Source organism: Erythrobacter insulae (assembly GCF_007004095.1).
Lineage (GTDB): Bacteria > Pseudomonadota > Alphaproteobacteria > Sphingomonadales > Sphingomonadaceae > Erythrobacter > Erythrobacter insulae.
Genome location: NZ_VHJK01000002.1, coordinates 85,257 through 105,284, shown reverse-complemented (window position 1 = coordinate 105,284; position 20,028 = coordinate 85,257). Strand labels below are relative to the sequence as shown.

At 55.6% G+C, this 20,028-nt stretch carries 21 protein-coding genes; 6 read left to right on the top strand and 15 right to left on the bottom strand.

Annotation, left to right across the window (positions count from 1 at the left end; genetic code table 11):
* The first annotated feature begins 4 nt into the window (after window positions 1-4).
* Both tgt and FGU71_RS13090 read left to right on the top strand, forming a co-directional pair.
* Window positions 5-1,138, top strand: a complete 1,134-nt coding sequence (gene tgt, locus FGU71_RS13095; RefSeq protein WP_142789225.1) for a tRNA guanosine(34) transglycosylase Tgt — start codon at window positions 5-7, stop codon at window positions 1,136-1,138.
* Window positions 1,138-1,464 carry a chorismate mutase gene (locus FGU71_RS13090; protein ID WP_142789224.1) on the top strand — a complete coding sequence of 109 codons (327 nt, stop codon included), beginning with the start codon at window positions 1,138-1,140 and terminating at the stop codon, window positions 1,462-1,464. Before tgt ends, FGU71_RS13090 begins: the two co-directional genes overlap by 1 nt.
* Before the next feature lie 77 nt (window positions 1,465-1,541).
* Here the strand turns inward: FGU71_RS13090 and rpsD are convergent, their stop codons facing one another.
* The 10 genes from rpsD to FGU71_RS13040 all read right to left on the bottom strand — a co-directional run bounded on the left by rpsD (window position 1,542) and on the right by FGU71_RS13040 (window position 11,980).
* Window positions 1,542-2,156, bottom strand: a complete 615-nt coding sequence (gene rpsD, locus FGU71_RS13085) for a 30S ribosomal protein S4 (protein ID WP_142789223.1) — start codon at window positions 2,154-2,156, stop codon at window positions 1,542-1,544.
* Window positions 2,157-2,332: 176 nt separating this feature from the next.
* On the bottom strand, window positions 2,333-3,178 hold the full coding sequence (locus FGU71_RS13080) for an FkbM family methyltransferase (RefSeq protein WP_142789222.1): 846 nt from the start codon (window positions 3,176-3,178) through the stop codon (window positions 2,333-2,335).
* A gap of 18 nt (window positions 3,179-3,196) precedes the next feature.
* Window positions 3,197-3,934 (bottom strand): RNA methyltransferase, encoded by a 738-nt coding sequence (locus FGU71_RS13075; protein ID WP_142789221.1) that lies wholly within the window; start codon window positions 3,932-3,934, stop codon window positions 3,197-3,199.
* Window positions 3,935-3,937: 3 nt separating this feature from the next.
* Window positions 3,938-4,411: a transcriptional regulator NrdR gene (nrdR, locus tag FGU71_RS13070; RefSeq protein ID WP_142789220.1), complete on the bottom strand. Its 474-nt coding sequence runs from the start codon at window positions 4,409-4,411 to the stop codon at window positions 3,938-3,940.
* 12 nt (window positions 4,412-4,423) lie between these two features.
* Window positions 4,424-5,734, bottom strand: a complete 1,311-nt coding sequence (glyA, locus tag FGU71_RS13065) for a serine hydroxymethyltransferase (protein WP_142789219.1) — start codon at window positions 5,732-5,734, stop codon at window positions 4,424-4,426.
* Window positions 5,731-6,210: an RpiB/LacA/LacB family sugar-phosphate isomerase gene (locus FGU71_RS13060; RefSeq protein ID WP_142789218.1), complete on the bottom strand. Its 480-nt coding sequence runs from the start codon at window positions 6,208-6,210 to the stop codon at window positions 5,731-5,733. The genes glyA and FGU71_RS13060 overlap by 4 nt, the downstream gene beginning before the upstream one ends.
* 109 nt (window positions 6,211-6,319) lie before the next feature.
* Complete coding sequence (gene parA, locus FGU71_RS13055) at window positions 6,320-6,964, bottom strand: ParA family partition ATPase (protein WP_142789217.1); 645 nt, start codon at window positions 6,962-6,964, stop codon at window positions 6,320-6,322.
* 536 nt (window positions 6,965-7,500) lie between these two features.
* Complete coding sequence (gene rpoD, locus FGU71_RS13050) at window positions 7,501-9,528, bottom strand: RNA polymerase sigma factor RpoD (RefSeq protein ID WP_142789216.1); 2,028 nt, start codon at window positions 9,526-9,528, stop codon at window positions 7,501-7,503.
* Window positions 9,529-9,572: 44 nt separating this feature from the next.
* Complete coding sequence (gene dnaG, locus FGU71_RS13045; protein WP_142789215.1) at window positions 9,573-11,450, bottom strand: DNA primase; 1,878 nt, start codon at window positions 11,448-11,450, stop codon at window positions 9,573-9,575.
* 77 nt (window positions 11,451-11,527) lie between these two features.
* Window positions 11,528-11,980 carry a GatB/YqeY domain-containing protein gene (locus FGU71_RS13040; protein WP_142789214.1) on the bottom strand — a complete coding sequence of 151 codons (453 nt, stop codon included), beginning with the start codon at window positions 11,978-11,980 and terminating at the stop codon, window positions 11,528-11,530.
* Window positions 11,981-12,140: 160 nt separating this feature from the next.
* Between FGU71_RS13040 and carA the strand changes: the two genes are divergently transcribed.
* The 4 genes from carA to greA all read left to right on the top strand — a co-directional run bounded on the left by carA (window position 12,141) and on the right by greA (window position 17,734).
* Entirely contained in the window at window positions 12,141-13,322 is a 1,182-nt protein-coding gene (gene carA / locus FGU71_RS13035; protein ID WP_142789213.1) for a glutamine-hydrolyzing carbamoyl-phosphate synthase small subunit, read from the top strand.
* Window positions 13,319-13,837, top strand: coding sequence for a hypothetical protein (locus tag FGU71_RS13030; protein WP_142789212.1), 519 nt, complete (start codon window positions 13,319-13,321; stop codon window positions 13,835-13,837). The genes carA and FGU71_RS13030 overlap by 4 nt, the downstream gene beginning before the upstream one ends.
* Window positions 13,821-17,144, top strand: a complete 3,324-nt coding sequence (gene carB, locus FGU71_RS13025; RefSeq protein WP_142789211.1) for a carbamoyl-phosphate synthase large subunit — start codon at window positions 13,821-13,823, stop codon at window positions 17,142-17,144. Before FGU71_RS13030 ends, carB begins: the two co-directional genes overlap by 17 nt.
* A 113-nt stretch (window positions 17,145-17,257) precedes the next feature.
* Entirely contained in the window at window positions 17,258-17,734 is a 477-nt protein-coding gene (gene greA / locus FGU71_RS13020) for a transcription elongation factor GreA (protein ID WP_142789210.1), read from the top strand.
* Window positions 17,735-17,744: 10 nt separating this feature from the next.
* Here greA and FGU71_RS13015 read toward each other — a convergent pair whose 3' ends face one another.
* The 5 genes from FGU71_RS13015 to FGU71_RS12995 form a co-directional block, all read right to left on the bottom strand.
* The gene (locus FGU71_RS13015; protein ID WP_142789209.1) at window positions 17,745-18,242 is read right to left on the bottom strand and encodes a GNAT family N-acetyltransferase; all 498 of its coding nucleotides are present in this window, start codon (window positions 18,240-18,242) and stop codon (window positions 17,745-17,747) included.
* A 19-nt stretch (window positions 18,243-18,261) separates the two neighbouring features.
* Window positions 18,262-18,492, bottom strand: a complete 231-nt coding sequence (locus tag FGU71_RS13010; RefSeq protein WP_142789208.1) for a DUF4170 domain-containing protein — start codon at window positions 18,490-18,492, stop codon at window positions 18,262-18,264.
* Window positions 18,493-18,579: 87 nt separating this feature from the next.
* Window positions 18,580-19,155 (bottom strand): hypothetical protein, encoded by a 576-nt coding sequence (locus tag FGU71_RS13005; RefSeq protein ID WP_142789207.1) that lies wholly within the window; start codon window positions 19,153-19,155, stop codon window positions 18,580-18,582.
* The gene (locus FGU71_RS13000; RefSeq protein WP_142789206.1) at window positions 19,148-19,573 is read right to left on the bottom strand and encodes a hypothetical protein; all 426 of its coding nucleotides are present in this window, start codon (window positions 19,571-19,573) and stop codon (window positions 19,148-19,150) included. Before FGU71_RS13000 ends, FGU71_RS13005 begins: the two co-directional genes overlap by 8 nt.
* Entirely contained in the window at window positions 19,570-20,028 is a 459-nt protein-coding gene (locus FGU71_RS12995; RefSeq protein ID WP_142789205.1) for a phage holin family protein, read from the bottom strand. Before FGU71_RS12995 ends, FGU71_RS13000 begins: the two co-directional genes overlap by 4 nt.

Below are 20,028 nucleotides of genomic sequence, written 5' to 3'. Positions count from 1 at the left end.
GGATATGGGCAACCGGTTCTCATTTGATCTGAAGGCTACAGATGGTCGTGCGCGTACGGGCACCATTTCAATGCTGCGCGGCGATATCCAGACCCCGGCGTTCATGCCCGTTGGCACAGCGGCGACGGTTAAGGCGATGAAGCCTGAATCTGTCAGAGCGCTGGGCGCGGACATCATTCTTGGCAACACATACCACCTGATGCTGCGCCCTGGTGCAGAACGCGTTGCGAAGCTTGGAGGATTGCACAAATTCATGAACTGGGACCGGCCGATCCTCACGGATAGCGGCGGGTATCAGGTCATGAGTCTTTCTGACCTCAACAAATTGACTGAGGAAGGCGTTGAGTTCCGCAGCCATCTTGATGGCTCCAAACATATGCTGACCCCCGAACGGTCGATGGAAATCCAGCGCTTGCTTGGGAGCGATATCGTGATGGCATTCGACGAGTGCCCGCGCGCCGACCGCCCACGAGACGAGATTGCTGCAAGCATGGAGCTTTCGATGCGGTGGGCAAAGCGCAGCCGCGATGGTTTTGATTGCGGTGGTGAGCACGCCGCGCGGTCTGCGCTTTTCGGGATCCAGCAAGGTTCGCTGGATCAGGAATTGCGCAGGATCAGCGCAGATAAACTTATCGACATCGGCTTCGACGGCTACGCGGTAGGCGGCCTTGCAGTGGGTGAGGGACAAGAGGCGATGTTTGGAGTGCTCGATTATGCACCTGAAATGTTGCCAACAGACCATCCGCGTTATTTGATGGGTGTTGGCAAACCGGATGATCTTGTTGGCGCGGTTGAACGCGGGATCGATATGTTCGATTGCGTGCTGCCCACGCGATCCGGCCGCAATGGCCAGGCGTTCACTTGGAACGGTCCGGTCAATTTACGCAATGCGCGATTTAAGGAGGACACAGGTCCTTTGGATGAGCGCTGCGAATGTCCAACATGTGCGAGCTATTCGCGGGCCTATCTTCATCATTTGCAGAAATCGGGAGAGATCCTTGGTGCAATGTTGGTGACGGAACACAATCTTGCATTCTATCAGGCCTTGATGCGCGCGATGCGCAGTGCCATTGCGAGCCAGCAATTCGCTGCCTTTGCTGCCGATTTTCGGCGTGACTATCTGGGAAGTAATGATTGATGTCTGATAATCCGGCGACGCCTCCGGTCAAATCTCCAGATGAATGCCAGACAATGGCCGAAGTGCGTGTTGGCGTGGATACCACCGATCGCGAACTGGTTGCTCTGCTTGATCGCCGATTTGGGTATATGCGTGCTGCCGCGCGGATTAAGCCAAATCGCGAAGCCGTCCGCGATGAAGACCGCAAAGCGAGCGTTATCGCCGCCGCCGTTCTAGAGGCGGAAGCGCGCGGAATTCCAGCAGATGTGGTCGGCGATATATGGGAGCGCTTGGTCGAAGGCTCTATCGCCTATGAATTGGGCGAATGGGATAAAACGCGCATATAAATCGGCGCTGTTCCGATTGCTGAAACAAAAAGGGCGGCCCCGCGGGACCGCCCTTTTTGTTTGTCATTCCGCGGCAATTAGCGCGAATAGAATTCGACCACGAGGTTCGGTTCCATAGTGACCGGATAAGGCACTTCATCAAGTTTCGGAACGCGTGTCAAAGCGACCTTGTCGTTGCCTTCTGGAACGACATAGTCTGGAATTTCGCGCTCTGGCAGGCTCTGCGCTTCGATAACAAGAGCCATTTCTTTGGCTTTGCTTCCAAGGCTGATGACATCGCCAAGGTCACAGCGACGGCTTGGGATGTTGCACTTTACGCCCTTCACATAAATGTGACCGTGGTTCACAATTTGCCGCGCAGCAAAAATCGTTGGTGCGAACTTGGCGCGGTAAACGATCATGTCCAGACGGCGCTCAAGCAGACCGATCAGGTTCTGTCCGGTATCACCCTTCATGCGAGTGGCATCTTTATAGGTCGAGCGGAACTGCTTCTCGGTTACGTCGCCGTAATAGCCTTTGAGCTTCTGCTTGGCACGAAGCTGCAGACCGAAGTCGCTCATCTTGCTCTTGCGACGCTGACCGTGCTGGCCCGGACCGTAAGAACGCTTGTTTACTGGAGAATTTGGACGGCCCCAGATGTTTTCACCCATCCGGCGGTCGAGTTTGTACTTGGCGCTTTTGCGCTTCGACATAAGTCGTATCCTTCAAATTTGCTGGACTGCCCTTTTGACAGCCATTCAACCCGGTATCGCACCACAAGACCAATACGCCTCATGCGGCTGCCGCTTCACCGGGATGCGGAGCCAATTGCGAGCGCGCCGAATAGCAGGAATCCCGTTACGGTCAAGTATTCCGTGCTAACCTGCGCCTAGCGATTGATCGGCGTGGCCAAGACATCGTAATGTTTGCCGCGGCCATAGATGCGCGAATGTTCAAAGCCAGCATCATCGAGCAGACCATTCACCGCTATTTTATCAGTCCAGCGATCGTCCTGTTCATAAAATATCGCGATGATCCGTTCCGCATCGGATGATCCAAGCAATTGGCGGATCACAGTCTCTTCGTGACCCTCGACATCGATTTTTACAAAGATCGGCAAGTCTGCCGGAAGATGTTTGGCCAAAGTAGCCATCGTTTCGAGCGTGACACGGGTTTGTGTATGTTCACCAGCGAGCTGGGTGCCATGGGCGCCCAATGTAGCGAGGCCGCTATGCCCTTTGCTCAGAGTGATCGGAAACTCTCCGCTTTGATCGGAAAGGCCGAAATTGAGTGCTTTCGCGCGGTCGTCCAACGCATTGGCGGTAAGGTTTGCAGCGAGGCGTTGGTAAGTCGGCCCGACAGGCTCGAGGGCGACAATGCTCTTGCAGGCAGGGTTTTGTCCGGCGACGAGCGAGAACAATCCCTGATTTGCGCCAATATCAAGGAAGCAAAACGGTTGCCGAACCGAAGCAAGCAAATCTGAAAGATAGCTGCCGTAGGTGCCATAATGGCAATAGGCATAGGTCTTATCACCCCAGTTGGGCCACATCCGAACACCGTAAGTGGTGGTTACAGGAGCATCGCCAGCGCCGCCTATGAAACCGCGCACGTGCCGCATTGTCCGCGCCCGAACAACGCGCAAATGCCGCCAGAGCAGGAAATCGCGGGCCATCCGCTTTTGATCGTGTTCTGGCCAAGCGGGTTGAAAGGTGCTGGCCGCATCCATGCGGTTCATAATTGTTGTTCCACGGCCTTAATCGCGACGATCCCGCCCTAGCGTGGTCAGGATACCTCTTAACGTGCGTACTTCGAGGTGATTCCAGTTCGGCTTGGTAAGCACACTGCGCAGTGTGCGGCGCGTGACATCACTGCGCGCCTCAGGCAAGAAATATCCGCGCGGGTCCAGCAATTGTTCAAAGTGGTTGATCAAGCCTTCAAGCTCGCTTTGAGGTGCCGGCGGAAGCGTCTCGTCCTCGGCTGTGGGCTGTACCAGATCGATATCCGCGTTGAATTCGCGGCCAATGCGTGACCATTCATAAGCAGTGAGGATCACTGCCTGGGCAAGGTTAAGAGAGCCGAATTCAGGATTGATGGGCACCGTCAAGATATAGCGCGCCAAAGCGACGTCGTCCGTTCCCAAGCCAGAGGCCTCACGTCCGAAAAGGATGGCGTGGCGTCCGGTTTCAGAATGCATCAGACGCGCAGCTTCATCAGGGGCGACAACAGGTTTTGTCACGCCGCGCTTTCGTACGGTTGTGGCGTATACATGCTGACAATCGGCTACCGCGTCGGCGGTCGTCTCAAAAACTTTCGCTTGATCCAGCACGATGTCCGCTCCCGCAGCCGAAGGACCGGCAGAGGGGTTGGGCCAGCCGTCACGCGGTTTGACCAGGCGTAATTCGGTCAGACCGAAATTGAGCATTGCCCGCGCAGCCTTGCCGATATTCTCGCCCAATTGCGGACGGACAAGAACGATTACCGGACCAGGCACGGATTAATCCTTTGCCGCTTCTTGAACGGTGCTGGCAAATTCTTCAAAATCGCGGGCTTCGGAAAAATCGCGATACACACTAGCGAACCGAATATAGGCTACGCTGTCGATCTGTTTCAGCCCGTCCATCACCAGCTCGCCAATCTTTGCGGATGGGATTTCGGGTTCACCTGCGGTTTCAACCTGCCGTTGAATGCCGGAAATCAGTTGATCGATCCGCTCCTGTGTCACGCCGCGTTTGCGGCAGGCAAGGGAGACGGAATGCTCCAGCTTAGACCGATCAAATGCTTCTCGTCGTTCTTCGCCAAGCGTGCCCGATTTGACGATCGTGACTTCGCGAAGCTGAACGCGCTCAAACGTGGTAAAGCGCGCACCGCATGATGAACATTGGCGCCGCCTCCGGATCGAGGTTGAATCCTCCGTTGGACGACTGTCTTTCACCTGACTGTCGTCAAAGGCGCAAAAAGGGCAACGCATCGCAGGCCAGTCTTACGCGTTTGGATAAACGGGGAAGGCTGCGCACAATTCGGCAACGCGGCCGCGAACGCTTTCCTCGATCTGTGCATCACCTTCGGCGCCATTCTTCGACAGACCATCGACCACTTCAGCGATCAATTTGCCTACCGTGCGGAACTCTGCAGGGCCAAAGCCGCGCGTTGTGCCTGCGGGCGTTCCCAGCCGGATACCGCTGGTGATGAAAGGCGAACGCGTATCGAACGGGATGCCGTTTTTGTTACAAGTAAGCCACGCCCGATCGAGGCCCTTTTCGGCGTCTTTACCCGTTACATTCTTTGCGGTCAGATCGACCAGCATGGAGTGATTGTCGGTGCCGCCGGATACGATCCGCAATCCGTTTTCTTCGAGGCTGGCGGCCAAAGCACGCGCATTCTCGACGATACGATGAGCGTAGGATTTGAACTCCGGTGTCAAAGCCTCGCGGAATGCGACCGCTTTGGCGGCGACAACATGCATCAGAGGGCCGCCCTGAAGTCCCGGAAATACCGCCATATTCAATGGCTTTGTGAACTTTTCGTCATTCCAAAGGATGATGCCCGAGCGCGGCCCGCGAAGGCTTTTATGCGTGGTCGAGGTGACGATATCGCAATGCGGGAAGGGGGAGGGGTGCGCTCCGCCTGCGACAAGGCCGGAAATGTGGCTCATATCGCAAAGCAAGATTGCGCCGACTTCATCAGCAATCGCACGGAAAGCGGAAAAGTCCCATGTGCGCGAATAGGCCGTGCCGCCGCAGATGATCAATTTCGGCTTATGCTCGCGCGCAGTCGCGGCGACAGCATCCATGTCGATCAACTCGTCGCCCTCGCGCACGCCATAGCTGACCGGGTTGAACCACTTGCCGCTCATATTGACAGGCGATCCGTGGGTAAGGTGCCCGCCCGAATTCAGATCGAGCCCCATGAATGTGTCGCCAGGCTGCAAAAGCGCAAGGAACACGGCCTGGTTCATCTGGCTGCCGCTGTTGGGTTGCACATTGGCAAAGTTACAGCCGAACAACTCTTTCGCGCGCTCAATGGCGAGCGTTTCGACGACATCGGCATAGTCACAGCCGCCGTAATAGCGTTTGCCTGGGTAACCTTCGGCGTATTTGTTGGTGAACACGCTGCCGGTGGCCTCGAGCACGGCTTTCGAAGCGATATTCTCGCTCGCGATCAGTTCAATCTTGTCCTGCTGGCGGGCCAGCTCTTTGCTGATGGCGGCTGCGATCTCTGGATCTGCTGTGGCCAGATCATCATTCCAGAATGCGTCCATGGAGTTCAAAACTTCGGAGGGCTTGGTGCTCATTGGTGCGTCTCAATATGATCAGTTGAAATTGGCGGTGTGCCGAGCTTGTTCACCCGGCGTTGGTGGCGGCCTGCGGGATCACCCGCATCGGCAAATTCGGTTTCTAGAAATGTAGCTACGCAGCTCTTGGCCATTTCGATGCCAATAAGACGCGCGCCCAGAGCAATGCAATTGGCATCATTGTGTTCACGGGACAAAGCAGCAGAGAGCGGTTCCGATACCAAGGCACAGCGCAGCGCGGGATGGCGATTGACGCTGATAGAGATGCCAATGCCGCTGCCGCAAAGAGCAATGCCGAATTCGACTGTGCCATCGGCAACGACGCTGGCGAGCTTGTATCCGTAATCGGGATAATCGACACTTTCACCCGGATCCGGGCCAAGATCGGCGACTTCGTGTCCAATGTCGATCAACCATTCGGCAAGTTCTGCCTTAAGGTCGGTCGCGGCGTGGTCTGAGGCTATGGCTATACGCATAGGCGCTCCATAGAGGGCTAGAGCGATTCTCTCCACCCCGTGAAGGCGGCTTTTCTACGGTCCACACGGCGTAACAGGGGAAGAGTGATGCAAAAGGCTGTTTTAAGCTCTAGTCGAGCTGTTTATTGAGCCACTTCCAGAGTGCTTCGATTTCTTTGGCCGCCTTGCTGTCCGGCTTTATCTCGGCTGCAGTTTCGCCTTTTGCCGATGACCGATGGAATGCGGCGCGGTCACCCAGTTCGATCGGACAGATTTCAAGCCCCATTTCCTTGGCAGTGGTGCGTGCATCGGCAGTTAAAACCGTCGCACCGGATGGCACCGCGTTTAATACGACATAGGCAGGTTTTTGGGCAAAGCTGACGAGATCTGCGATGGGTTCAAGCGCGTGCAGGTCGAATGCTCTGGGCTTTGTCGGAACCAAGACGATATCGGCCACCTTGATCGCCTCACGAGCAGCCGCGTCGGCATGGGGCGGGGTGTCTATAACTACAAAATCGACCCCGTTTTTCTTGGCGCTTTCTATGGTACGCGCCAAACGTGCGGGCGGGGCCGTGACTACCACGGGCAGGAAATCGCCGCGCCAATCGCCCCAAGCCGCCGCCGTGGCCTGCGGATCGGTGTCGATCACACAGCTTTCATACTTGGCAACAGCAGCACGCGTCGCGAGGTGAACCGCGAGCGTGGTTTTGCCCGAGCCGCCTTTTTGGCTGACGATGGCTATGGTTGTTGGGGTTTTTGGTGATATCGTTGGCATGGTTGATCCAAAATTGCTGCACTGCACAATCAATACATCATGCCATGGTTTATGGCAAAACTTGATCCAGTGATCGATGGGCTTGCGGACCTGCGACCCTGTTAAATTGATCGGCCGAAGCTTACCAATACCGCCTTAGCGAGCGCCTTGAAGTTTCTTCTGCCCGACTCTGAGCATAGCGATAAGAAGGCACATCAAAACTCTCAAAGAATTTTGGGTCACCAACACTTGCATGCCATTCCCATCTGAGGTCGTCATCCAGCCGGAATACGTCCGTGCGCTGTTCCCAGTGCCTTCCCTCAAGCCCGCCGGAATCGTAGAAAAGAACGTTGTAACTGCACGTAATTTCCCCGGTCGCTTCGTTCTCGACGCATTTCAGTCCTTCGACTTTTTCTGCCACGAAAGCCGTGCAGATACAGACCCCATCCAAGAACATGACGCAAGAGGAGCCGAAGTGTACTGGAGCAGCGACCCTTATCTCTTCAACTGTCGGCATTGCCGACGTTGACGCGAGAAGAAGGGCGCCCCAGATCATATCACTGATCCAGGAACGAACGCATTTTCCGCGAACGGCTTGGATGTTTGAGCTTGCGCAGCGCCTTTGCTTCGATCTGACGGATACGTTCGCGGGTAACCGAGAACTGTTGGCCGACTTCCTCAAGCGTGTGATCGGTGTTCATACCGATACCGAACCGCATACGCAGAACGCGCTCTTCGCGCGGGGTTAGCGATGCGAGCACGCGGGTGACGGTTTCTTTCAGGTTTGCCTGAATTGCGGCGTCCACCGGAATGATCGCGTTCTTGTCTTCGATAAAATCGCCGAGATGCGAATCTTCCTCGTCACCAATCGGTGTTTCGAGGCTGATCGGTTCTTTCGCGATTTTCATCACCTTGCGCACTTTTTCAAGCGGCATGGAGAGACGACCTGCCATTTCCTCAGGGGTCGGCTCGCGGCCTTCCTCGTGCAGGAATTGACGGCTTGTACGGACCAGTTTGTTGATCGTCTCGATCATGTGGACCGGAATACGGATCGTGCGGGCCTGATCGGCGATCGAACGCGTGATTGCCTGACGAATCCACCAGGTCGCGTAAGTCGAAAATTTGTAACCACGGCGATATTCAAATTTATCGACGGCCTTCATGAGGCCAATATTGCCTTCCTGAATAAGGTCGAGGAATTGCAGGCCGCGATTGGTGTATTTTTTGGCGATGGAAATCACGAGGCGCAGGTTCGCCTCGACCATTTCCTTCTTCGCGATACGCGCTTCACGCTCGCCTTTTTGCACCATGTTCACGATGCGGCGGAATTCAGGAAGCGCCATGCCGGTTTGTGCGGCGATATCCGTTATTTCTGCGCGGATACGGTCGATCGCAGCTTCTTCTTTTTCTGCAAACGCCTTCCACTTTTTATCCTTTTTGGCGTTGGCGATGATCCAGCTGTCATCCAGCTCGTTACCAACATAGGATTTCAGGAAGTCGATGCGCTTGATCTTGTGACGCTCGGCGAGGCGCAGCATTTGCCCGCCAAGAGCGGTCAGGCGGCGGTTGAAGGCATAAAGGTTGTCGACGAGGAATTCGATCTTCGTCGCATGAAATTGCATACTTTCAACTTCGGCGGTCAATTCATCGCCGAGTGTCTCGTACTTGTTCTCTTTCGCTTTCGGGAATTCATCGCCAGCCGCGAGCGTTTCAACGCGCTCTGCCTGAAGCTTCTCAAAAGTCTTGAAGAGTTTGGTGATGCGGGCAAACCGGTCGATCGCATCCGGTTTCAGCGTGGCTTCCATCTGGGCCAGAGAAAGAGTGTTATCCTCTTCCTCTTCGTCGTCTTTCTTGGAATCGCCGTCTTCGCCGTCTTCACCGTCGTCGCTATCGTCGTCAGAATCGTCGTCATCATCGCGAATGGTCGGACCGGCGGTTTCCTCGGAAATCTCGCCGTCATCGTCCTCGTTTTCTTCCTCCATCTTGTCAGGTGGAGGTTCTTTTGAAAGCATCGCATCGAGATCGAGGATCTCACGCAGCTGCATATCTTCGGCGTTGAGCGCTTCAGACCATTGGATAATGGCGTGGAAAGTGATCGGGCTTTGACACAGGCCCATGATCATCATGTCACGGCCAGATTCGATCCGCTTCGCAATAGCGATTTCGCCTTCGCGGCTAAGCAGCTCGACAGCGCCCATTTCGCGCAGATACATCCGCACGGGATCATCTGTGCGGCCATCGGTTGTCGCTTTTTTGACTACCGGCGCCTTGGTATCTTTTTTGGTTTCTTTTTTGGCGTCGGCCCCAACGGCGATCTCTTCGACCTCGTTTTCCTGCTCGGCCTCTGCTTCGGCTTCTTCGTCATTCTCGACGATCTGCACGCCCATTTCGGAAAGGGCGGTCTGGACATCCTCAATCTGATCGGGGCTCATTTCTCCCGAAGGCAAGGCATCGTTGAGCTCATCATATGTGATGTAGCCCTTCTTTTTCGCCTTGGTCATGAGCTTCTTCACCGATGCCTCGTTGAGGTCGATCAGCGGAGCATCATCATTTTCGGAGGTCTTATCTTTAGCGGTCGAGGCCATGTAACGCTATCAATCCATTTCGCGGTTATCGTAAGTTGGCGGCTTTAGCCGTCTGACGACACCGAATTTTCATCCCTGACCGCTTGAGTAGCGGCCCTTTTTCGCCCGAATGCTTTCAGACGTTCTTCAACTGTAAAGAGCTGTTGTCGCAGCCGGGTCTGTTCAGCGAACGACCCTTCCGGGTCATCCTCAAACCTCGCAATCGTCGCTGCCATAGCAGCTTCGAGCGCTGGCTTGTGGGCCAGCAACGACACAGCTTCAGCCAATTCCTCGCGCGCTTCACCGGGGGGCGTGCCTTCTCTGAGGAAGGTGTAACGATTGTCTACCGGTGGGGCAGGATAGCCTTGCTCGTCTGATATGGCGGTTATGGCCTGCGAATCAAGCGTTTCTGATAGCTCTATCAGCGATTCAATCGCAGGTGCGGCCTTCGCGTCGTGTTTTGCGAGGCTGATCAGCGTCTCTGCATGGCGGTGAATTTCGCTCGGATGGCGCAGCAATCCTGCGACAATTGCTCCGAACAGATCCGAACGCTGGCCTCCAGCCATCGCCTTTTGCAACGTGGCGCGGGCGCCGCTCGACAAGGTGCGCGGTGCCGCTGGCTTGCCGTTCCACACACCGCGTTTGGCCTGGGGGTTAAAGGCTTGCCGCGGCGCACGGGGCGGATACGCAAAAGCCGAAAACCGGTCGAGCAATTCGCGGCGATACAGCGATTGGATGTCGCGGTCCTGAATAGTATCAACATGTTCCATGAGCCGCGCTTTGAGACCGGCCTTGGCCTCTGGGCTTTGTAACGGCTGCGCGGTCAATTCGTAATCCCACAACATTTCCAACAACGATTTTGGCGCAGACAGAAGCTTTTCCATCGCGCCCGGACCTTGCTCATTGATCAGATCGTCGGGGTCTTTGCCGGTTGGTAGCTGCACAATCCCGAGTGATCGCATCGGGGCCAGCATTGGTAGCGCCCTTCCAATGGCGCGCATTGCCGCTTTCTGTCCCGCAGCATCACCATCGAAACACAGCACCGGCACTTCGACCATCCGCCAAAGCATCTCAAGCTGCATTTCGGTAAGCGCTGTCCCCAGCGGCGCAACAGCATCATCGAACCCGGCCTGGGCAAGCGCGATAACATCCATGTAGCCTTCAACCACAATGACGCGGCCCGATTGTCTTGAGGCCGGTGCGGCGCGGTGAATGTTGTAAAGTGTACGCCCTTTGTCGAACAACGGGGTGTCGGGTGAGTTAAGGTATTTGGCAACGCCGTCACGCTTGCCAAGGATGCGCCCACCAAAAGCAATGACCCGGCCGCGCGCATCCTGAATAGGCAGCATGATGCGTTCTCTGAAACGATCATATTGCGTGCCATCCTCGGTTGAGATGCGCATTCCGCTTTCAACCAGCATATCATCGGGATAGCGAGCCAAGGCGCGGTGAAGCGCCTGTTTGCTCTCTGGTGCATAGCCGAAACCGAATTCGCGCAATGTCTCAGGCTTCAACCCTCGTTTCTGAAGGTATTCTAACGCGTGGCGGCCATCGGTGCTGCGCAGATTATCCACGTACCAATGCTGTGCCGCTTCGGTCACATCGACCAGCTCGGCGCGTTTCTCGGCTTTTTTTGCGGCGATCGGATCGGGGGCGGGCACTTCCATACCCGCTTCGGCGGCCAGTTCCTTGACCGCATCAATGAAGGACAGCCCGCGCTGCTCCGTCATCCAGCTGATCACATCGCCATGCGCGCCGCAGCCAAAGCAGTGATAAAACTGTTTCTGATCATTGACGTAGAAGCTGGGTGTCTTCTCATCATGGAACGGGCAGCAGCCTTTCCATTCACGCCCCGCCTTGGTTATCTTGTCTGTGCGCAGAATGACCGTTGATAAGGTCACGCGCGCGCGCAGCTCGTCCTTCCATTGCGGTGTGATGGTCATAACCAAATTGTGCGCCTGAACCGCATAGGGTTCAAGCGCACTCTGTGGAGATTTCTGTGGTTAGGCGTGTGGGCCAATCAAGAAAGCGCGGTTTTGACCATTCCGCTGGCCAATTTCCCGTCCAGGACAGCGCCGTGGCGTTTCTTTAACTCGCCCATCACAGCGCCCATGTCCTTCATCGAGGAGGCACCGGTTTCCGTCTTGATCGCTTCGATGGCGGCGCGCGTTTCTTCCTCGCTCATCATTTGCGGTAGGAATTCTTCGATCACCGAGAGCTCGTCTTTTTCTTTCGCAGCCAATTCTTCGCGGCCGCCGGCTTCGTACATTTCGATGGATTCGCGGCGCTGTTTGGCCATTTTCTGAAGGACTGATGTAACCAGCTCATCATCGGGAATGTCTTTACCGCTCGTCCGCTCTTCGATGTCGCGGTCTTTGATCTTTGCAGAAATCTGGCGGAGTGTTGCGGTGCGGTCCTTTTCCCTTGCTTTCATCGCGGTGATGGTGGCGGCCTTGATGTCATCACGGATCATGGTGTTTCGCTTCTTTTCGTCATTAGTTGTGGATGGATTGGTATATGGGGGCGATCTAACGCATTGCGAGCCATCGGACTAGGTTGACGTGAGGGCCGCACGTGCTTAGCGGGTGGGACTTAGCGACATTGCTGGAAACACCTGACTCGGAGAGCCCCGAATGGCTTCTGCTGCCTCACGTCCTGCGCAACCTAAAGGTGCAACGGGTTGTCTCGTCCTGTCCGATGGAACCGTTATCTGGGGCAAAGCCTTCGGAGCGGTTGGCTCTCAGGTGGGGGAGGTGTGTTTTAACACCGCCATGACCGGGTATCAGGAAGTCATGACGGACCCGTCCTATGCCGCGCAAATCGTGACCTTTACCTTTCCCCATATCGGCAATGTCGGCGCAAATGGCGAAGATATCGAAAGCGCGGTCGAAAGCGCGGTCGGGTGCATCGTCCGCGAAGATGTAACCGAGCCATCGAATTTTCGCAGCCTTGAACGCTTTACGAGCTGGATGGAGCGGCACGGCAAGATCGGCCTGTCAGGGGTGGATACCCGCGCGCTGACCCGCCGCATCCGCATGGCAGGCGCGCCCAACGCTGTGATTGCGCACGATCCCGATGGGAAATTCGATATCGATGCTCTGATCGCCCGAGCGCAAGCGTGGGCCGGATTAGAGGGCATGGATCTGGCCGCTCGGGTAACGCGGGAACAGATGGAACGCTGGGAAGGCGGATATTGGCGGCTGGGCCATGGATATGGCCGGGCATCGCGCGATGCTGTCCCGCATGTTGTCGCAATCGATTACGGGGCCAAAGACAACATTTTTCGCAATCTTGTAAAAGCAGGCGCGCGGGTAACAGTGGTTCCGGCAAAGGCCACGCTGGAAGAAATTATGGTGCTAAAGCCGGATGGTGTATTTTTATCCAACGGCCCGGGCGATCCCGCTGCAACAGGTGAATACGCGGTGCCGGTAATCAAAGCGCTGCTGGATCAGGACATGCCAATGTTCGGGATATGCCTTGGGCACCAGATGCTTGCTCTGGCGGCTGGCGCTAAGACGGTAAAAATGCATCAGGGCCACCGCGGCGCAAACCACCCGGTTCAGCGCGTCGGGGAAGGGTGGGGCGAGACCACCGGCCTTGTCGAGATTACCAGCATGAACCACGGTTTTGCGGTCGATGGCGAAACGCTGCCCGATACGCTGGAGCAGACCCATGTAAGCCTGTTCGACGGATCGAATTGCGGCATCGCGGTGAAGGGTAAGCGGGCATTTGGTGTGCAATACCACCCAGAGGCCAGCCCGGGGCCGCAGGATAGCTTTTACCTGTTCGAGAAGTTTGTTGGGGGGCTGGGGTGAAGCGGACTGATTTTCTAATTATGGCCGCATTGGTTCTCTTGATTGGGCATGCAGTTGGGTTGGCTTCCGGAGAAACCTCAAGTCACCAACTTCAAACGAAACGCTGGGTCGCTTTTCATCCCGACTTAGAGCGACACCAGCGCCAGAATCCGCACCATCTTTTGTCGTCGTCTCATCATGTGGACGGACGTTACGACGTTTTTGACGAGATTGATTTTCGGCACAAAAAATTCGTCGATGCTGCCGTGTCGTGCGGAGTAAAGAGTTGGAAATTGATGTCGTACGTGCAGCCGGTTTCTGTTGATCAGATATCAACTGAAGTTCCGAGCCAAATGCCTGACCGCCTGTTTCTTGGAACGCTCTCTGGTCCCCAGATTAAGTGCGTCAATGGAAAATTGCCAGATGGCTATGAATTGGTTCGGTTGGCGCAACCAGTCGATCCTTCACCAGAATTTTGGCTGACCGATCTCTCAACACTAGTGGTTCAAGAAAGCGCAAATGCCCAAACGCACTGACATCTCCTCCATCCTCGTCATTGGCGCTGGTCCGATCATTATCGGGCAGGCTTGCGAGTTCGATTATTCCGGCACTCAGGCGATCAAGGCGCTGAAAGAGGACGGCTATCGCGTCATCCTTGTTAACAGCAATCCGGCGACGATCATGACCGATCCTGAATTTGCCGATGCAACCTATGTCGAGCCGATTACGCCGGATATTGTTGCGAAGATCATCGCCAAGGAACGGCCCGATGCGCTGCTGCCCACGATGGGCGGGCAAACCGCGCTGAATTGTGCATTGGCATTGGACGCCGACGGCACTCTGGAAAAATACGGCGTCGAGATGATCGGTGCGAAAGCCGACGCTATTGATAAGGCAGAAAATCGCCAGCGTTTCCGTGAGGCGATGGACAAGATCGGTCTTGAAAGCGCGCGCAGCGGGGTCGCCAACACACTCGAGGAAGCGCGCGCGCTCATCGATCACACAGGCTTGCCCGCGATCATCCGCCCAAGTTTTACTCTTGGCGGAACAGGGGGCGGCATCGCTTATAATAAAGCGGAGTTTGACAAAATCGTGGGCGAGGGGCTCGATGCGTCCCCGACCACAGAGGTTTTGATCGAGGAATCGCTGCTCGGCTGGAAAGAATATGAGATGGAGGTTGTGCGCGATAAAGCGGATAATGCGATCATCATCTGTTCGATCGAGAATGTCGATCCGATGGGTGTCCACACCGGGGATTCGATCACGGTCGCTCCGGCGCTGACACTGACCGATAAAGAATACCAGATCATGCGAACCGCCAGCATCGAGGTGCTGCGCGAGATTGGCGTGGAGACAGGTGGATCGAACGTGCAGTTCGCCGTTAATCCGAAAGACGGCCGCCTGATCGTGATCGAGATGAACCCGCGCGTTTCGCGCTCTTCTGCGCTGGCTTCAAAAGCGACCGGGTTCCCGATTGCCCGCGTCGCGGCCAAGCTGGCCGTGGGATACACTCTGGATGAGATCACCAACGAAATCACCGGCGCAACACCAGCCAGCTTTGAACCGACAATCGATTATGTCGTCACAAAAATCCCGCGTTTTGCATTCGAGAAATTCAAAGGCGCCAAAAACGATCTCTCAACAGCGATGAAATCGGTGGGTGAGGTTATGGCGATTGGCCGCAATTTCCAGGAATCCATGCAAAAGGCCCTGCGCGGGCTTGAAACGGATCTGGATGGGTTCAACCGTGTGACGGAGCTTGAAGGGGTTTCGCGCGAAGTGATCACCGCGGCAATTTCGCGGCGCACGCCGGATCGGCTTTTGCAGGTCGGACAAGCCTTTCGGGAAGGTTTTTCGGTTGAAGACATTCAAAATGTCACAGGCTACGATCCATGGTTCCTGCGCCAGATTGAAGCAATTATTGCTGCCGAACGCGAAGTACAAAGCGACGGTTTGCCGCAAGACGCAGCTGGTTTGCGGCGTCTGAAGTCGATGGGTTTTTCCGACAAACGGCTGGCCACGCTCGCTGTGCGTTCTGTTGGGGTTGCCGGCGGATTGGCGGAAACGCAGGCGCGCCGTTCAGGCCTATTGCACGACGCGCTTCAGGCGATGGCCGGCGCCACCAGCGAAGAAGAGGTGCGCCAACTTCGCAAAAAGCTGGGCGTTTTTCCGGTTTTCAAACGGATCGACAGCTGCGCGGCAGAATTTGAGGCGATTACGCCTTACATGTACTCAACCTATGAAGCGCCGACATTTGGAGAGCCCGAATGTGAAGCCAATCCATCAGACCGCAGAAAGATCGTAATTCTCGGCGGCGGCCCCAATCGGATCGGCCAGGGGATCGAATTCGATTATTGCTGTGTCCATGCCTGTTTTGCGCTGGCGGAACAGGGTTTCGAAACGATCATGGTCAATTGCAATCCAGAGACTGTTTCAACCGACTATGATACGTCGGACCGGCTATATTTTGAATCGCTGACCGCCGAAGATGTGCTCGAAATCCTGCGCGTCGAGCAGCAGAGCGGCGAGCTGGTCGGTGTGATCGTGCAGTTTGGCGGCCAGACCCCGCTTAAACTCGCGCAGGCGCTTGAGGATGCAGGCATCCCGATCCTTGGCACATCGCCGGATGCAATCGACCATGCCGAAGACCGCGAGCGGTTCGCCAAACTGGTTAATCAGCTCAAGCTGAAACAGCCGGATAATGGCATCGCCTACACCCGCGACGAAGCGGCGGCGGTTGCAGCGCGGATCGGTTATCCGGTTTTGCTGCGCCCATCGTTTGTTCTTGGTGGCCGCGCGATGGAGATCGTCGATTCCGAGGCTCAACTTGATGATTACATCAAAACCGCGGTGAATGTGTCGGGTGAGAGCCCGGTCCTTGTTGATCAATATCTGCGTGATGCGATCGAATGCGATGTTGATGCGCTATGCGATGGTGATGAGGTCCGCATTGCAGGCGTCATGCAGCATATCGAAGAGGCCGGTGTCCATTCAGGAGATAGCGCCTGCACCCTTCCGCCCTATTCGCTTTCGCCAGAGATCGTCGAAGAAATGGAGCGTCAGGCCGAGGCATTGGCGCGCGCTCTTAAGGTTCGCGGTCTCATGAACGTCCAGTTCGCGGTCAAAGACGACGAGGTTTACCTTATCGAAGTCAATCCGCGTGCCAGCCGGACTGTGCCATTCGTCGCCAAAGCCATCGGCCAGCCAGTCGCGAAAATCGCGAGCCGGGTTATGGCTGGCGAGAAACTCGCGGAATTCGAGCCGTTCAAACGTACATTCGATTATATGGCCGTCAAAGAGGCAGTCTTCCCATTTAGCCGCTTTCCAGGTGCCGATCCTATACTGACGCCGGAAATGAAATCCACCGGAGAGGTGATGGGGATCGACCTGACGTTCCCGGTCGCATTCCTCAAATCGCAATTGGGCGCCGGCATGTCATTGCCAAGAAAGGGAACCGTCTTTGTCTCGGTCAAAAATACGGACAAACCTGTGATTGTTCCGGCTGTGAAAACTTTGATTGATGAAGGTTTCAGAATTGTCGCAACTGGCGGCACGCATGATTACCTGAGCGAACAAGGCCTTGCGGTTGAAAAGGTCAATAAAGTGGCAGAAGGGCAGCCGCATATCGTCGACAAGATTATCGATGGCGATATCGCTCTCATCTTCAATACGACCGAAGGTTGGCAGTCGCTTTTGGACTCCAAATCGATCCGCGCGACTGCTTTGGAAAAGAAGGTTCCATACTACACCACGGCGGCCGCATCGCTGGCTGCTGCGCAGTCAATTGCAGCGATTACACCAGATCAGCTTGAAGTCCGCAGCTTGCAAGACTATTATAGCTAAGCATTCAAGCCGTCCCTCCCGACATTTTACCGCGTCGAGGCTGCCCCTGTCAGGGTCGGCCATGTTCGAAATGATTGGATGAAATCGGGCGAGGGCAGATAGAAAGAATTGGAATGGCTACGATGGAAAAGGTTCCGATGCTCGCCGAAGGCTATGAGCGGCTGACAGCTGATCTCAAGGCGCTTCGTGATGAGCGTCCTCGCATTGTCGATGCGATTGAGGAAGCGCGCGCGCACGGTGATCTCTCGGAAAATGCCGAGTATCATGCCGCAAAAGAGCGTCAGGGTCAGGTGGAAGCCATGATCGGCGACATCGAAGGTAAAATCAGCCGCGCCCAGATCATCGATCCTGCAACACTGACCGGTGACAAAGTTGTCTTCGGATCAACGGTCACGTTGCTTGATGAAAATGATAAACCGATCAAGTATCAGATCGTTGGCGAAACAGAAGCTGATGCGGCATCGGGCCGTATTTCTTACAGCTCTCCGTTGGCACGTGCGATGATTGGCAAACAGGTCGATGAGGAGATTGAGGTAACAGTCCCCTCAGGCGACAAGTTCTACCTCGTCCAGAAAATCGAATTCATCTAAAGGTTTACGCTTAAGCCTTTTGAATAATAGGCTTTTCCATCGCGTAATTATGAATTCCGATGGCTTTGCCCTTATAGGGGATGTCAAAGTCGCGGCGTTTGATGACTGTGTATCCTGCCCGTTCGAATGCGGGGCGGGCGAGCTCGCTCGCTTCGGTGAACAATGTCTCTGCCTTTACTGATCGGGCGTATTGTTCGGCTGCGGCCAAAAGCTCGTCTGCCACACCCTTCCGCGTATGATCCGGGTGGCAGTACAACATATCGACATGCCCATCGGGTTCGATAAGCGTGTAGGCAATCGGATAATCCGAAGCATCCGCAGCAACAATGATGTGATCTCCGCCTGCGGCTCTGTCCAAAAAACGCTGCGGTCCGGGATGGCGCGCTGCCCAGGCCGCCACTTGCGCTGCCGTGTAGCTTTTCACGCCAACGGACTGAATTGCGGCAACCGTTAGATTCGCCAGTTCATCGGCATCCTGACGTAAGAAGGGGCGGATTATGTACGCCATATCTCCGCCCCGTAGATACCTATTCGTCGGGCATCAGAAGTTTGTGGATGTGCACGATGACATACTTCATTTCGGCGTCATCAACGGTTCGATGTGCCTGCGCACGCCACGCATCGACCGCAGCCTCATATGAGCTGAATACACCGACAACGTGCAGGCTTTCAGGGTCTTGAAATTCAATGCCACGCGGGTCTGTAACGCGGCCACCCATGACAAGGTGCAGGCGCTGTTCTGGGGTTGTTTCTTCCATGATGTATCCTTGGCGAGAAGAATGGGTTTCATGGGCGCACATAGCGCAATGCGCGGCTCGAACAAGAGCGGCGCATTGCTAATCCATTCAGTTTGAGACGCGATCCTTGATATCGCGCACGGCGCGCTCTGCGCGGCGGCGAGTCCGGCGTGTCACTGCACGGCCTTTGTCGACTGCGCTTCCTGCGAAATAGTCTGCCTCACGGCGTGCTTCGCGCGCTTTCGCCGTTGCAGAATCGCTGACGTCTTCGAATTTGTCTTGGCCAGCCCTGGCCGTGGTTAAGGCGCTGTCGATCAGCTTCATACCGTATGCAACAGCTGCATCCGCCAATAATGTACCAAAAGCGTTGCCCCGCTTTTTCGCTGCGGTGCTGACAGTTCTTGCCGCCCCGGATGCCGCGCCGCTCACCGCGTTTGCTGCGCCAGAGGCTGCACCAATTGCAGCGCGCCGGCCGGGATTTGTCATCGCACCAATAACGAGTCCGACCGCAATCGCTCCGCCAAGGACGGTAAGCGGGTTTTCTTTGACGTAGGTCGTTGCCGCGCCGGCGGCCTCTTTCGCCTGATCCGCGACAGTACGCTCTGCGATACGGCGTTCGCTTGCTTCAATCTTTGCGCGCAGTTCATCACGTTTTTCGGCCGGAACAAGGGTTACATCAGTCATGGGTATCTCCAGCGATGGGAGTGGAATTGTTAGAAATATTGGCCTGAAGCGGGGCTGAATCGAGATTGTCTTGATCGGCGGCCTCTGCTGGGTCGGCAGCGAATGAACCGTCGGGGTCCATCCGATCTTCGCCGGGCTCTTCATCGCTAAGGCCGAGTGCTTCCAAAATTGGTCCGCGCGCGAACCAGAGAATGATAGCGCCGATCAGTGCTGCGATAATGCCGCGATGATCTTCGCCGTGGGTCTTCGCAACTTCGAAAACATCTTTCGCCCCGTCACCGATGCGCTCGGTTACTCGGCCAGCAATGGATTTGCCCGAAAGCGATAGTTTCGCGTGCGAAATATCCGCCTCAATCACTTCTCTGGCAGCATCGCGAAGTGCTCTGTCTTCGTAGAACTGGCGATCGAGTTTGCTCATTGCGTTTTTTCCGCAGTGTTGTTTTGTCCAGCTGATCCGAACATCAATCCGATCCGGTCCGCATGCTTTTTTGCGGCAAAGACCAAGAAAGCCGTCAACACGATCAACGCACCGACAACAATCGCGATCGCGCCCCAAATGGTAGCCAATGGTTCAAGCGCGATAACCAATCCAACGGCAAGCGCGAGAACGGCGATGTGCAAGGTAACAAGCGCAACAAGCACATATCCAATTGCGAAACCGATGCTTTTGCCCGCAATAACCGCGCGCGTTTTTTGAAACACCAGTTCCGCTTCGGCATAGGTCCGGCCATCATTGATGAGCGCGGCGATCTCATCAGTCAGCGATTCATCAAAAGCTGGGTCTGAATCAGTCGGGGCAGTATCGGCGCCATGTGAACCAGACGGATCAAGGGCGTCATGCTCCTTGCCCGCAGACATTTCATTATCGCGCAT

Coding starts and splice junctions, on each gene's coding strand:
- FGU71_RS13040 (WP_142789214.1), bottom strand. CDS start 11,980: ATGATCCGTGATGACATCAAGGCCGCCACCATCACCGCGATGAAAGCA.
- FGU71_RS13090 (WP_142789224.1), top strand. CDS start 1,138: ATGTCTGATAATCCGGCGACGCCTCCGGTCAAATCTCCAGATGAATGC.
- FGU71_RS13000 (WP_142789206.1), bottom strand. CDS start 19,573: ATGAGCAAACTCGATCGCCAGTTCTACGAAGACAGAGCACTTCGCGAT.
- dnaG (WP_142789215.1), bottom strand. CDS start 11,450: ATGACCATCACACCGCAATGGAAGGACGAGCTGCGCGCGCGCGTGACC.
- glyA (WP_142789219.1), bottom strand. CDS start 5,734: ATGAGCACCAAGCCCTCCGAAGTTTTGAACTCCATGGACGCATTCTGG.
- FGU71_RS13060 (WP_142789218.1), bottom strand. CDS start 6,210: ATGCGTATAGCCATAGCCTCAGACCACGCCGCGACCGACCTTAAGGCA.
- FGU71_RS12995 (WP_142789205.1), bottom strand. CDS start 20,028: ATGCGCGATAATGAAATGTCTGCGGGCAAGGAGCATGACGCCCTTGAT.
- greA (WP_142789210.1), top strand. CDS start 17,258: ATGGCTACGATGGAAAAGGTTCCGATGCTCGCCGAAGGCTATGAGCGG.
- tgt (WP_142789225.1), top strand. CDS start 5: ATGGGCAACCGGTTCTCATTTGATCTGAAGGCTACAGATGGTCGTGCG.
- FGU71_RS13005 (WP_142789207.1), bottom strand. CDS start 19,155: ATGACTGATGTAACCCTTGTTCCGGCCGAAAAACGTGATGAACTGCGC.
- FGU71_RS13010 (WP_142789208.1), bottom strand. CDS start 18,492: ATGGAAGAAACAACCCCAGAACAGCGCCTGCACCTTGTCATGGGTGGC.
- carB (WP_142789211.1), top strand. CDS start 13,821: ATGCCCAAACGCACTGACATCTCCTCCATCCTCGTCATTGGCGCTGGT.
- FGU71_RS13015 (WP_142789209.1), bottom strand. CDS start 18,242: ATGGCGTACATAATCCGCCCCTTCTTACGTCAGGATGCCGATGAACTG.
- parA (WP_142789217.1), bottom strand. CDS start 6,964: ATGCCAACGATATCACCAAAAACCCCAACAACCATAGCCATCGTCAGC.
- FGU71_RS13080 (WP_142789222.1), bottom strand. CDS start 3,178: ATGAACCGCATGGATGCGGCCAGCACCTTTCAACCCGCTTGGCCAGAA.
- rpoD (WP_142789216.1), bottom strand. CDS start 9,528: ATGGCCTCGACCGCTAAAGATAAGACCTCCGAAAATGATGATGCTCCG.
- nrdR (WP_142789220.1), bottom strand. CDS start 4,411: ATGCGTTGCCCTTTTTGCGCCTTTGACGACAGTCAGGTGAAAGACAGT.
- rpsD (WP_142789223.1), bottom strand. CDS start 2,156: ATGTCGAAGCGCAAAAGCGCCAAGTACAAACTCGACCGCCGGATGGGT.
- carA (WP_142789213.1), top strand. CDS start 12,141: ATGGCTTCTGCTGCCTCACGTCCTGCGCAACCTAAAGGTGCAACGGGT.